General features: G+C 37.1%; 11 protein-coding genes. 3 read left to right on the forward strand and 8 right to left on the reverse strand.

Annotated features, from left to right (window positions below; all coding sequences use genetic code 11):
• Both uvrB and AC6HVZ_RS05980 read right to left on the reverse strand, forming a co-directional pair.
• Positions 1-1,983: an excinuclease ABC subunit UvrB gene (uvrB, locus tag AC6HVZ_RS05975; protein WP_497557237.1), complete on the reverse strand. Its 1,983-nt coding sequence runs from the start codon at positions 1,981-1,983 to the stop codon at positions 1-3.
• Positions 1,984-2,760: 777 nt separating this feature from the next.
• Entirely contained in the window at positions 2,761-3,873 is a 1,113-nt protein-coding gene (locus tag AC6HVZ_RS05980) for an MGDG synthase family glycosyltransferase (protein WP_497557238.1), read from the reverse strand.
• An 86-nt stretch (positions 3,874-3,959) separates the two neighbouring features.
• On the opposite strand from AC6HVZ_RS05980, the gene AC6HVZ_RS05985 reads away from it, so the two are divergent.
• Entirely contained in the window at positions 3,960-4,790 is an 831-nt protein-coding gene (locus AC6HVZ_RS05985; protein ID WP_497557239.1) for a metallophosphoesterase, read from the forward strand.
• Here the strand turns inward: AC6HVZ_RS05985 and AC6HVZ_RS05990 are convergent.
• On the reverse strand, positions 4,787-5,335 hold the full coding sequence (locus AC6HVZ_RS05990) for a YkoP family protein (protein ID WP_497557240.1): 549 nt from the start codon (positions 5,333-5,335) through the stop codon (positions 4,787-4,789). The genes AC6HVZ_RS05985 and AC6HVZ_RS05990 overlap by 4 nt on opposite strands.
• A gap of 271 nt (positions 5,336-5,606) precedes the next feature.
• Here AC6HVZ_RS05990 and AC6HVZ_RS05995 point away from each other — a divergent pair, with 271 nt between their 5' ends.
• Positions 5,607-6,248 carry a lysozyme inhibitor LprI family protein gene (locus AC6HVZ_RS05995; protein WP_497557241.1) on the forward strand — a complete coding sequence of 214 codons (642 nt, stop codon included), beginning with the start codon at positions 5,607-5,609 and terminating at the stop codon, positions 6,246-6,248.
• Positions 6,249-6,575: 327 nt separating this feature from the next.
• Here AC6HVZ_RS05995 and AC6HVZ_RS06000 read toward each other — a convergent pair whose 3' ends face one another.
• The 5 genes from AC6HVZ_RS06000 to AC6HVZ_RS06020 all read right to left on the reverse strand — a co-directional run bounded on the left by AC6HVZ_RS06000 (position 6,576) and on the right by AC6HVZ_RS06020 (position 12,318).
• Positions 6,576-7,619, reverse strand: coding sequence for a multicopper oxidase domain-containing protein (locus tag AC6HVZ_RS06000; protein WP_497557242.1), 1,044 nt, complete (start codon positions 7,617-7,619; stop codon positions 6,576-6,578).
• A 354-nt stretch (positions 7,620-7,973) separates the two neighbouring features.
• Entirely contained in the window at positions 7,974-8,534 is a 561-nt protein-coding gene (locus AC6HVZ_RS06005; protein WP_497557243.1) for a hypothetical protein, read from the reverse strand.
• Positions 8,535-8,680: 146 nt separating this feature from the next.
• Entirely contained in the window at positions 8,681-10,156 is a 1,476-nt protein-coding gene (locus tag AC6HVZ_RS06010; RefSeq protein WP_497557244.1) for a cbb3-type cytochrome c oxidase subunit I, read from the reverse strand.
• Positions 10,157-10,180: 24 nt separating this feature from the next.
• Entirely contained in the window at positions 10,181-10,702 is a 522-nt protein-coding gene (locus tag AC6HVZ_RS06015) for a cupredoxin domain-containing protein (RefSeq protein ID WP_497557245.1), read from the reverse strand.
• A 413-nt stretch (positions 10,703-11,115) separates the two neighbouring features.
• Positions 11,116-12,318: a PDZ domain-containing protein gene (locus AC6HVZ_RS06020; RefSeq protein WP_497557246.1), complete on the reverse strand. Its 1,203-nt coding sequence runs from the start codon at positions 12,316-12,318 to the stop codon at positions 11,116-11,118.
• A 502-nt stretch (positions 12,319-12,820) separates the two neighbouring features.
• Here AC6HVZ_RS06020 and AC6HVZ_RS06025 point away from each other — a divergent pair.
• Positions 12,821-14,302, forward strand: coding sequence for a BCCT family transporter (locus AC6HVZ_RS06025; protein WP_497557247.1), 1,482 nt, complete (start codon positions 12,821-12,823; stop codon positions 14,300-14,302).
• The last annotated feature ends 182 nt before the right edge of the window (positions 14,303-14,484 follow it).

The following is a 14,484-nucleotide window of genomic DNA, read 5'->3' on the forward strand; positions in this document are numbered from 1 at the left end:
TCACCTTTCCGCTTTTAATTCAAGTATAATATCCCGAAGTTCAGCTGCTTTTTCAAAATCAAGCGCTTTGGCAGCTTGCTTCATTTCATTTTCCATTTGTTCGATTACTTTGTCTTTTTCTTTTCCTTTTAACTTTGATAGACTCTTTGTTTTTTCTTTGTATTCCTCCTGATCTTCTGCTACAACGGTTGCCCGAATGACGTCTCGAACATCTTTCCTGATCGTTGTAGGTGTTATATTATGTTGCTCATTAAATGCCATTTGAATTTCACGGCGTCGTGTTGTTTCATCCATCGCTATTTGCATGGAGTTGGTAATTCGATCTGCATACATAATAACTTGTCCGTTTTCATTACGGGCCGCTCTCCCCATTGTTTGAATTAATGAACGCTCTGAACGCAGGAATCCTTCTTTATCGGCATCAAGTATGGTAACTAACGAGACTTCTGGAATATCTAGCCCTTCCCGTAATAGGTTTATCCCAATAAGTACATCATATTTACCTACCCTTAAATCACGGATCACTTCGATACGTTCCAATGTTTTGATCTCTGAATGTAAATAGGCAACTTTCATCCCAAGCTCTTTCAAATAATCTGTTAGATCCTCTGCCATTTTCTTCGTTAATGTCGTTACAAGCACACGTTCGTTCTTTTCTGTGCGTTTATTTATTTCCCCAATTAAATCATCAATCTGTCCTTCTATTGGTCGAACATCAATTTCCGGATCAAGCAAACCGGTTGGCCTGATAATTTGTTCCGTCATTTCCGGAGAATGCTCTAACTCATAAGGTCCAGGGGTAGCAGATACATATACAAGCTGTTTCGCTTTTTGCTCGAATTCCTCAAATCGCAATGGGCGATTATCCATTGCAGAAGGAAGTCTGAAGCCATGATCAACCAATACCTTCTTTCTTGCCTGATCCCCATTAAACATTCCCCTAATTTGTGGCAGGGTAGCATGCGACTCATCCACTACTATTAAAAATTCCTCTGGTAAATAATCGAATAAAGTATACGGCGTTGCTCCCGCTTCTCTTTGTGTCAAATGTCTGGAATAGTTTTCAATACCTGAACAAAAGCCCATTTCCTCCATCATTTCAATATCATAATTCGTTCGCTGCTCTAACCGCTGTGCTTCCAATAATTTATTTTCAGCACGTAATTCTTTTAATCGTTCATCTAGCTCTATTTCAATGTTACGAATTGCTTTTTTTAATTTTTCCTCCCGAGTTACATAGTGGGAAGCTGGGAAAATAGCTACATGCTCACGATCCCCGATAATTTCACCTGTTAATGCATCCACTTCCCGAATCCGATCTATCTCATCACCAAAAAATTCAAACCGAATACAGCGTTCTTCTCTGGATGCCGGGATAACCTCTACAGAATCACCCCTAACCCGAAAAGTACCACGCTGAAAATCAATATCGTTTCTCGCATACTGGATCGTAACCAGGTCTCGCAATAATTGATCACGATCTTTCTCCATTCCCATACGAAGGGAAAGCATCTGACTACTATATTCTTCTGGATTACCCAGTCCATAAATACAAGAAACACTCGCTACGATCAATACATCCTTACGCTCAAATAAGGAGGATGTAGCTGAATGACGTAATTTATCAATTTCATCATTAATGCTCGCATCTTTTTCAATAAATGTATCTGATGATGGCACATACGCTTCCGGCTGATAGTAATCATAGAAACTGACAAAATACTCCACTGCATTATTCGGAAAAAACTCCTTAAACTCACTATATAACTGTCCTGCTAATGTTTTATTATGAGCGATAACCAATGTAGGCCGATTAATCTCCTGTACGACATTGGACATCGTAAATGTTTTACCAGTTCCTGTTGCTCCAAGCAATGTTTGATGCTTCTGACCAGCTAAAATTTTTTCGGTAATTTCTTTTATAGCCTGTGGCTGATCACCAGCAGGTTGAAAGCGTGATACCAATTCAAACTTATTTTCCAAAAGACAGCCCTCCGTTCTTCCTACTTTCACTATTCTACCATATATAATATAATATTTTAACATTTACACGAACAAATATTCGACAATTTTGCTTACTTTTTTTAAATTTTTTGTATGATAAACATTATTTCTATATGTTGGAGGTTATAATCAATAAGAGGAAGGAGTTTTTGGGGAATTAAGATTGCGGTTACCACTACTCGTACTACCGAAATATTTGTTATTTTGCCACAAAAGATATAAAAGACAACATAGCCTTAGCTTTATTTCCAAATATATGTGCTGTTGCTGCCGTCCGGGATCGCTCCGGGTGGATGCTTTCCGCAGGCACGGTCTTAGCCTCCTCGAGAAAACCACTCTGCTTAGGTCTTCGGACACGTGCTGTTCCCGCAGGACAAGGAAAGCTTCGGTAGCGTCTACATCGCACGAAGAAAATTGAACTGTATTTTCGAGGAGTCACCCCCCTCCGCTCACCCGGACTGGTGAAGCTATTTAAGAATGCATTATCATTTCTTTCAGCTAATTAATTTTCTTATTGCTAAACACCATACCAGCGGAGGAAACACACGAAGACTCCTGTGGGAGGAAAGGCATAGGTGAGACCCCGCAGTACGTAGCACGAAGAGGCTCACCAGCTGCCCACGGAAAGCGTAGTGTGTTTCCATAGCGCTAAACTAGCACTCATCTTCTATAGACAAGTAAAAAATCAAGCTAAAGTTACGCCGGCTTTCCTATCCACTACCAAAAGAACCAAACGAAAAAAACACCAGCAACCAGCTAATGTTTTCTAATAATCTCATCCAATATTCCAGAGATAGATTTCTTCTCCAAATTATCATGAAATATGCTGACTTTTTCCTCATATGCTCTCTGCCTGGACAAATCCGTAAAAAAAGCCATTATCTGATCCTCCACGGAATCGGCTTGTACTTCAATCGGAATTACTACACCTATCTCCTTCAGTTGATTCAGATTAATTTTTTCCTGACCTGGAAGGGCTTTGCTGACAAATATCGGTTTGCGCTTGACCAGACATTCACTCACCGTTACTCCTCCTGGCTTCGTTAGCACAGCATCCATCTGATCATATAACAGATTCATTTTTTCTTTACTTTTCACATAGGAAATTGGAGTTACATTTGGTGTATTTTTCATTTTCAACTGATGAAATAAAAGCTTATTTTTCCCACATAAAACATAGTAATGAAGTTTACTATCGGATCGATGTACTGGAAGCAACTTATCTATTTCCCCTACACCAAGACTTCCACCAGTCACTAACACAGCAAGCTCCTTACTTTCCCTCTTCCCACTTGATCTAGAGTCAAAGGCAGCATGGACAGGAATCCCGGTAATAAAGATACGCCTTTCCTCTACACCTATCTTTAGCAAAAACTCTTTCACATGAATGGAAGGAACGAAATGATAATCTATACCCTGTACTCCCCAAACACGATTCACAAAAAAATCCGTATATACATTTATTGTAATTGCATACAGCTTTCCCTTCTGTTTTAGAACACTCGCAATATTAGACGGTAGAGCATGGGTACAAAACATAATCCTTGGCTCATGTTCATTCACTAGCCTTTTAAAAAAATGCATAAATAATGTTTCATAAACAACGTGGCGATTTCTTTTGGATAGTTTTTTATAGGCTAAATGGTCGTAAAGCCAATCATACACACCTGGAAGTAATTTAATCCACCGCAAATAAGTGGAGGACACAAGCTTTTCTATCCCCCCATAGCTATATGATAAAATATCTACTTTATCACAGTGCATTTCTTTCCGGAGTTCATACATCAATGCATCAGCGACATGATGATGCCCTGTAGGTATTTGCATAAATGGTAAAAATAACGCTTCGTTTTTTGTGAACTCTTCCATAACATCAACTCCAGTTAGATACCTTCTATTACCAGTGAAAAAGGGGGAACGAACATGTTATACTCTTTATCGAGGAGGAGCTAAATATGACTTATTTTATGATTACTTTAGTTTTAATAGCATTCAGCATCCTTATTTACAGAGCTTACACCAATACGAAAGACATCCAGATTAATAAAATTAAAATAGATTCCAAACAAACGATTGATAATTCATCCATTTCCATTCTTCACCTTTCAGACCTACATTTGGAAAACATATCGATATCTCCGGAGGAATTGGCACTGAAGATCAAAAATGAAAAACCTGATATCATCGCTTTAACAGGCGACTTTCTTGATCGCAGGCGAACCATTCCAAAACTAATTCCCTATTTAAAGATACTGCAGAAAATTCAGCCAAGGTATGGTATATATGCAGTATTCGGCAATCATGACTATGTCTTAAAAGATAAAGATTTTGCTAAATTGAAAGACCTACTACTGCAGTTTGATTGTCAGGTGTTACAAAATTCCAGTAACACGATAACGATCGAAAATCAGGTCATCAATATTATTGGGATCGATGATTATTCTACAAGTAGAAGCAATATTTCATTGGCTTATAAACAGGTTAAACCAGGGATGAATATTGTGCTCACCCATGATCCGACTGTTGTTCTTGAAATGGAAAATTACGCCTTTGATTATTTATTGGCAGGTCATTTTCATGGTGGACAGATTTGCTATCCAAAAGCATATCACCTTGCTAAAATGGGAAAGCTGGCACGGAAAAATATTATAAAAGGATTGCATATGCATAACAGCTCACCATTTTATATCAGTGAAGGGTTAGGTCAAACTGGATTCAATATTCGAATAGGCAGCCGTCCGGAGATCACACTGCACGATGTTGCCATATCAGAGCAGAGCGCTTAGCTGCTAATTGAGCTATATTTTGTTAATAATTCATTTTTAGACATCAATAAATAAACAGGATTATCCATGCGTTTTTTGCCGGAAATGAGGTTAATCGGCAAAAACGTTATTTTTTTATACATTCGATAATAGGAATTTTTAATTGGAAAAACCTCTAATCCCAAGCGATTTGCACCCTTATATAATGTTGTAATGCCTATAATACCTTTAATTTCACTGTTTTTATGATGATCCTTAATATATGCAGCAAGCCTAGGAAGGGCACGTTTAACCATATGATAAATAAACACAGCCCGTTTTACTTCACTGTTAATGGCATGTAATTCTTTGATCATCCTTACATTATGCAAATGTATTTTTATTAGTAAATCGTTTTGCTGAATAACGGTACCATCTTCAAGTACTACCTTGCCCCCTTTATATCTTGTCAGTCTGACCCGTAATAATGTATTACTATTATCCTGCTCAGGTATATAACTTAGTCGTGTAAAAGTATAATATACTGGATCAACCAGATTCCAAACACCTATAAGATAGCTTTTCATCCCAATTTTCCTTTCTCATTAACCTTTGAATTACATCCTTAGTTTGTATGAATTTTGATTAAAATATTGAAGGTATTTTTTGGGGGATTTTAAAAAGCGCACAGGATTCCACAAGACAACGTATACATGAAATTTTTTATGGTAATGTTACAATTAGTTGGGAAAATTCTTATACAATTAATGAATTATTTGTCGAACTACAGAATTACATAGTAATGTTGACGTGTAAGGATGCTAAAGCATTGGTAAGTTTTCTAAGGGGTGGTAAAAATTGAAAAATAATCTAAAAATTTTTATAGTAATGTTAACAGTAGTATTAGTTATACTGGCTGCTTGCGAAAACTCATCCGAGGAGTCGAATGCTAAAACAAACAACAAGTCTTCAGGTAGCATTTCAACACAAAACGCAAATGAAGTCACATCAAATAATAGCTCAAAAGATAAAAATAAAACGGAAGACTCTACAGAAACCCAGACTTCTGAAGATACATCTACAAATTCAAATGATGGAAAGTCATCAACGTTCAGTAACAGCGAAAGTGAAGTTACGGAAAGTAAAAAGGAAGAATATCTTAAGAGATTAAATGATACTAAAAAAGAAATGGAAGAAATGCGAAAAAATCCTATAGATGACACTACATTTGCTTTGAAAAAAGTAGAAGGAGATCTATTCGATATTTGGAATGGATTGTTAAATGACGTTTATCATGTCCTGGAGGAGCAACTTCCTTCAGAAGAGATGGATCAACTAAGAGTAGAACAGCGTGAATGGATTGGTTACCGGAATAATACCGCAAAAGAGGCATCTCTAAAATACGAAGGCGGTACGATGGAACAATATGAATATGTAAGGGTCGAGAACAATCTTACAGTAGAAAGATGCTTTGAATTAGTTGAAGACTATATGAAATAATTTTTCATCACTAACGAGTAATTGATTATCTATTTAAGCTATTCACAACTTGATTCAGAGTGCAGATGGCAATTTTCTAGAGCTCCACTTTAAAGTAAGTATTAAGAGACTCGCAAATTTTGTACGTAAAGAATCATTATAAATATTAGGGGCTTAGAGAAATAAATTCTCTAAGCCGTTTTAGTGTGAATTATACTGCGTAACCAGTTGCGGAAATCATCGTTCAGAATTACCCTACGAATTTTGTGATTTTTTCCATTTTGCACCTCACAGGTAAACTCGTTATCGATTTAACTGCTCGGTTTTTTTTTGCTTTTCCATTATCATTTACTCTGTTACTACTATCAGACCAACTGCGCCTTTGGTTGCATGATTGAACTGATGTGTTACGAAGGGATATTCACCTGCTTCTTTTACTGTGAATTCCACTACTGCTCCACCACTTGCCGGCAGCATGACGGTTTGCATTCCTTCGAAGTGATTTGCCGGGTTACCATCCATATACACATCGTCAAAGATTGTGCCAATTACGTGGAAAGAGCTTACTTCATTCGGCCCAACATTATTAACATAAAATCTGACTTTATCGCCTACCTTAGCTTCCAGGGGTTCGTTTTGGATAGCGCCTACTGCACCATTCGTATTTGGTTGACCTTCATGGAGTGCTTTTGTAGAGAATACTACCTGAGAAGGTACATTATTCGTCATATCATCTAAGTCATTATATTTATACCATTCGTTTTGAATAACAACATATTCCTTATCTACTTCATTATCTGTTGGGTAGCCGTCATTAGGTTGAACGATGATTACACCATGCATTCCGTTAGCTATGTGAGAAAGCACTGGATCTGTTCCACAGTGGTACATGAACACCCCAGGCTTCGTAGCTTGATAAGAAAATGTTCCTTCCTCATTTGGAGCTACATCAATAAAGCCTTTATTAGGAGCTGTGTGTACTGCATGAAAGTCCATACTGTGCGGAATTGCCGGGTCTTGGTTATCTAATGTAAAGTGGATGGTATCCCCTTCGTTCACGACAACCAGTGGCCCAGGAGCTTCCCCATTAAATGTCCATGCTTTATATTCATATCCTTCTTCAATTTCAATATCGGTAATCTGTGCTGTCATTTCAATGTAAACATCTGTTCCGTCTCGTTCCATTTTCAAGGGAACTGGTTCCTGATTCAAATCTTTGTGTGGTGTAATTACTTCGTTAGCTTTCTCTTCTGCACTTACGGTTTCAATCGTTTTTTCTAATTCTGGAGAAACCTCCTGCTGCGTTTCTTCTGTAACGTCCCCACATGCAGATAACAATAGAGCACTTGCACTTAGACCAACAATTAAACCATAATTTAACCTCTTCAACATTTTACTCACCCCATAATTTTTTTGTATTAGATAAGTTTATGAGCTTCCATCCAATCAATTATTGGCCTGTCTACGTTATCTGCTTGACTGAATGGTTTAGCTTATCTCTTAATTACAGTATAGATCCCATCCACTATCTGACCCGTGATTTAGATCACTAGTTTTATGTGCAATTATGAACAATCCATGTCTGATGTAAATATAGTAAAAACCATTGTAATATTGTTAATAAGGGGATATAATAATAGCGTTATTTGTGAATTTATCACATGAATAATTTACATATTATGGTATTTTTTGTATATCTTTAGAAATCAAAAAACCACCCTTACAAAAGTGTAAGCGTGGTCGATATTAGGTTTCTTGTTCTGTATGGTCTGTAAATACCATCTGTATAATATAAAGCAACATAACTGCAGTTATAATCAAAAATCCCCATCCGAGAATTTTTTGCTCTAATTCCAAATAATTGTTGCAGACCTGAATAGGTGCATCAATGTATAGCCAGGCCATCAAAGCAAACATAGGAAGATAATTTAAGTAAATAAAACTTTTCCCTACTCCCTTCAACTTATTCCAACTATCTCGAAGTGGGATTCCAACAAGCAAAGGCAGTCCAATAAGTTTAAATGCTTCAACAAATGTATATGTCAACGTCGCATCCATTGCCCTTGGAAGCATCCAATACATGGTGATGATGACAACTAAAAGAATACCTGGAACACCATTTTCATTCCACTTAGCGAGGCAGCGATGAAATTTATTCACAATCATTCTGCCAACTAGCCAGCCCGCTAAAATTAGCAATGGCAGCTGGACAAGCATATGCAGGATCATAATCGATTCCATATAAATTCTTACAGGAGGAATAAGTAAAATAGCATATAAAACAATTCCGGCTATTGCTTGTTTCATAGATTATTTCCCCCTTCTTATAAGATTCCTTTCTAAGATTAGTTGCATTTAACTCGTAGTTGATAGAATAGACACACAGTGAAAATTCGATTGCAAACAAACGCTGGTTGAGTGCAAGGATTCGCTTTGGAAATACACTAAACACACTAAGCTAATTTCTTATCATCCTGTTTAAAGTCTACTTTATTTCGTTTGTTTAGATAGCGGACAAAATGGATAACGAATACGAGTAAGGATAATGTTGTTAGCACACCGGCAACTGCACCAACATTTGCTGGCGCCATCCATTCAGGAAAGTGCGTTGCCCATCTGCGTGGCGTACTTAACGCTCCTGACACAAGGAACGAGCCACTTATCCCAAGAATACCGATTGTATAGCCAATAAAGGCCAGTTTATCTATTTTGTTCGTTTTCATACCGCTATCCTGTTTTGCTAGGGTATACATAAATCCAAATATCATCGCACATGCACCGAGCGCCATATACATATGAAAATGTCCAGGAACCCATTTCGTATTATGCATCACATGGTTTACAACGATTGTTGCGTCAACAATAGCCGGTACAACACCAACGACCCAACCGAACATGGATAAATATATAAGTCCGGAACCCATATCCCATTTAATCCCTGATTTATAAACGATCATTAGTGCACCATATGCAGTAATAACTAGAACCGGCAAACCATTTGCATAGGATAGAACCTGACCCATGATTAACATCCATTTCGGCATGACAGGATCCATTAACATATGATGTGTATAAATTACCAAAGTAAAGACGGTAGACATGGTCCAAGCAATTAAAAACGGTTTATTCGCTTTCCAAGGACGGTTTGTATATTTTGATAATATTTCATATACGGCAATCACTGCCATATAGATGATGGAGTTAGCGAAAATATGTCCAAAAGCAAATGTTAAGTTTTTGGCTAACAATGGATCAAATGTAAAGGCAGGGTTAATCACATTAATAATATTCATGATCAAAACAATAGCACCTGCTGTTAGAGCGGTTACATTTACTATGGTAACCATTGTACTTGCAATAACAGTTGGTGAAGGTGCATCTTTTTCTGCCTTTTTACCAAAAATAACGTCCCAGCCTAATCCTTTTGCAAGGCTTCCATATTTTTTAATAATTGCTCTTCCTGCATCCAAATATAATAGTAGAAAATCAACACCTAAGATCAACATCCCAAATAGATATAATAATGCTCCGGTAATTCCCCATGCATTTGCTGAAATAGCCGGTAATGGATAGAGGAACGTCCATGCACTGGCATATTCAAATGAAAAGACACCGATGATTACCATGACTAATGCCACAAGAAATAATAGTAAATTAATTTTCATAATCTTTTTAGATAATTCAACATATTTACTTAAAAAATACCACATTACCCCAGCTGCTGCGAATGCTGCGGCCCCTACCATTCCTGTTCCGTGAATGGTTAAGAATTGATAAAAAGCTGCAGGCGAAAATACCAATACCCCACCTTGAGCCAAAAGCATTAACACACCAAATACCATCATTAACAAAATAACAATTCCGCCAATAGTCAAATAACTTACAACCAGATTATTACGTGATTTTTCTTCACTTACTACCGCATTCATAGAAATCGCACCCCAATCTTTTTATTACTTTACTTCAATTTTTCCTATCATTAAATGGTGAGCAAGACCACAATATTCCAGACAAAGAATTTCATATGTGCCAGGTTCTTCAAATGTGATATACACCTCATTGGTATACTCTGGCATTGCTTGTGTTTGCGCAATTAAATTCATTTCTTCATCATAAATCCCAAAGCCATGTGTCACATCTGTACTTGTTACATGAAATTCAACTGGTTCACCAACTGAAAATTCCGTTTCACTCATATTCCAACCAAATTGGATTGCTTCCACATCAACAATTGTGGGCTGGTTTTCTTCCCCATAAACCGGCTGATCATATGGCAACTCTCTTAATGTGTAAATCGTTACAACTAAAAACAGAATAACTAATGTAGTTCCATAAAATGTCCGAGCTTTATACCATTTTTTCTTAATTGGGTCATAATCTCGTTTTTCCCTTGATTTCTTCGCAACAATAGCAAAAACAGCTGTAACTACTAACATGAAAAATAAGCTCGTGATTGACGCTACAATTTGTACCATACAACATCCTCCTCGTAAACGTTTGATATATATAAAGTCCTAGTGATTCGCATTAATCATACTTAATTTTTTTCCATCAATAAGTGAGCCAAATCACAAAAAAGCCGTATTTCACATCATTCCGATTTATTATAGTTTTTACTATGCGAATAGTGCTAATTACCTATAAAACCATTACACAGATGGGTGAGAAATCGAGAAAATTCAGCCACGCTTTAGCGGCTTGTAATTAAATAACTAAAATGCGGGGCACCCGTTTAGCAACGGACAGACTGGAGCACTTTGGGACTGCACTACGTTCGTCCCAGCCCAAAAGATCCTGCTATTTGCTGGAGGCTGTAGCTGGCGTGGCAGATTCTGCAAATAAAGTTATACACAAATATTTCCATAGCAACTATAAAAGCAGCAACGCATTATACGTTGCTGCTTTTATGATTTTGATTTTGACTTTTTCGATATGGTTCTGTCGTAAAGAGAATTCCTAATTCATGGTGATCCCCTTCATATAAAGCACTTTGAATAAACCGGATTTCTCCTGCAATATCCAGTAATTCTATTTTAAAGGATGCACCACTTGTCTGGAGTGCAAGGTAAAAATCATTTATATTGTTTACACTTTGTCCATTCACTTTTATTATTGTTTCTCCCACAAGGATATCAAGCCTGTCTGCTGGTGTTTTCGGGATTACTCCTAATACTTTTAAGCCTTTGTCTGTTTGACGAAAATAAGCCAGTTTTTCACGATCCTTCACACGAAATTTATAATTAATAAATTCTCTGCCTATAATCGCAATCAATATTGCAACAACAGACAAGCTAAATACATATGTACTGCCTATTGCCGTGAGTAATACAATTCCACCTAAAGCCCCGATTGATTTAGCTAGTTTAATCGCAGACAATTGCGGCAGGTTTCCTTTTACCACGTGATCAAAACCGATTATAAATGGTACTAATAGTATACTGAATTCTTCTCCACCAAGCGAAAAATATGGCCAAAATGGTGCAAACGATGTTATCGATCCTGCTGGCACTAATGTAAAGAAAGGAATAATACTTAATTTCTTCACATGATGTTGTCCAGTCCACACACCACGATTACCTAAAGTTAACGCTGGATATGTATGCTCATGTTTAATCCTGGACAGGAACAAAGCTTCAATTACTAAAAATATCCCTAAGAGCAAAACTAATCCGCTAAAGTTGGTTTGTGAAAACAAATCAGGTTGAATATATGATTGATTTTCCAATAGCAAAGGGAGAAAGAATAATAAAATATAGCTGATCCCTATCGTGTAGCTGGCAGAAAGCATAGTGAATCTCAAGGACAAACTAAGAATAATTGCAACGACACTTACTAAGAAAATGGTTTCATATGTAAAAACCAAACCTGCTCCCAAAGCGATAATCGAAATAACGATGCCACAGATTATAGAGACAATCCATGTATTTTTCCACTCTGAAAAAACATCAAATACTTTAACCCCAAAATTCATTCTTTCACGCTTAATCCGCCTATATCCTGCAAATAGCACTAAAAGGATTGACCAATATAATAATGGATTTAAAAAAAGTTTGCCTACTCCTTTAGCAATTTCCATTAACCAATTTTCCATCAAATCTATCACCTTCTTCCTATAACTATACCATAGTTATTTATATTCGATATTTGTCGAAATTCCCCTGCTTATTTCATTAAAATTATTCCGCTGTGATCCACAAATCTGTTGGAGAATTAAAATATCCTCCCAACAGCGCACTATTTGCCGGTGATTAATTATATCTTCCACTGAACACACAAATTAAATATTTGTCTGTCTGACTGATTACACAATTAATTACTAAGCTGAATAATAATTATCATTTCAAAATAAAATTCAACAATAAAGATCAGCTACTGACAAAGGAAAACCCAATTAAGCGTGAAGTATTACTGCCCAGTTTATGCTGGTAATTCCCCCCTTTCCATCAGGGCATAGTATGGTTTTAAAGGTTGACTTCAAGTATAAATATTTCCCATATTTCAAATGCTAAATCATAATATATCATATCAGTAAACTTCTTCCTTCTTGATGGACTTTAGCTTTTAAATAATCAATTTACTTAAGGGGGTTTCTTATGAAGAAGGTTTCAAGTGTTTTTTATATCACGACAGCGTTAGTTATTATCTTTGTTTTAGTTGGTGCTTTACTGCCTGTGCAATTTGAACGAGTAACCACAGCTATTAATTCTTTCCTTTCAACATACTTCGGATGGTATTATATGTGGTTGATGTCCGGTTTAATCATCCTCTCAATCTTTATTGCCATTAGTCCCTATGGAAGAATTCGCTTAGGGAAAAATAACGAAAAACCTGAATTTTCAACACCTACATGGATCGCCATGCTATTTTCAGCAGGGCTAGGAATCGGACTGGTCTTTTACGGGGCCGCAGAACCACTTTTTCACAGTTTTTCTGATGCACCATTTGCTGAGGAAGGATCTGATCAAGCACTTAAAGAAGGGCTTGCAGTGACATTATTCCACTGGGGCATACATGGCTGGGCAATGTATGGACTTGTTGCTCTCTCATTGGCCTTTTTTCAATTCCGCAAAGGGGAACCTGGTTTGATTTCTTCCACATTAAAACCTCTTTTTGGCGATAGCATGAAAGGACCATTTGGAAAAATGATAGACGTGCTCGCTACCTTTGCAACCATTTTCGGTGTAGCAACATCATTAGGTTTTGGTGCAATGCAAATTAACGGTGGACTGAACCATCTTTTTGGAATAGAAGTTGACTTCACAGCGCAATTTACAATTGTTGCTATCATTACTGCTTTATTTCTTATATCAGCATGGTCGGGTCTGAGCAAAGGAATCAAATATTTATCAAATGCCAATATGGTAATTGCCATCTTGCTCTTTTTTGCCGTATTGTTAGTCGGGCCTACAATCCTTATTCTGAATATGTTTACTGAAACATTTGGATTGTACCTCCAAAATATGATTGGTTGGAGTTTCCGGACTGCTGCACTTGAAGGAGATAATCGCAGGTGGCTTGATTCCTGGACCATTTTTTATTGGGCATGGTGGATTTCCTGGGCACCTTTTGTTGGAATGTTCATTGCCCGTGTATCCCGAGGAAGAACAATTCGCCAATTTATGGTTGGAGTTACGATTGTACCAACATTAATCATCGCCATCTGGTTTGCAACATTTGGAACAACAGCAGGAAATATACAGAAGAGCGGTATTGATTTGACACAATCCGCCACGGAATTAGTATTATTTAACATGTTTGACCAAATGTCGTTCACGTTTATTTTATCTTTCTTGGCAATCATGCTTATTCTAACCTTTTTCATTACGTCAGCAGATTCAGCAACCTTTGTCCTAGGGATGCAATCAACCAACGGCTCATTGACACCACCAACCACCGTAAAGATTGCTCTTGGTTTTGCACAATCATCTGTCGCCCTTATTTTACTTTATGTTGGTGGATTAACCGCACTGCAAAACACCATTATAACCGCAGCATTCCCATTTTCATTTGTGATCATTCTAATGATGTTTTCATTGGTAAAAGCACTTAATCATGAAGTCAAGGTGAAAAGATAATTATCTATTTGGTTTGTTGCTTTTTAATCTTCGCAGTGGATATTGAATGCAACGTATCTGCTGGTGACCATTGCTTTTCTTAAGTGAGCACGGCTGCATCTTCCTCGAAAGCTAAACCGCTTTCTTGAAAAAGGAAAACACTTTTTCTGCCGTAGATATAATGCTGGGAGAGCTTTCCTTAT

Source organism: Oceanobacillus sp. NCCP-135, from assembly GCF_059698015.1.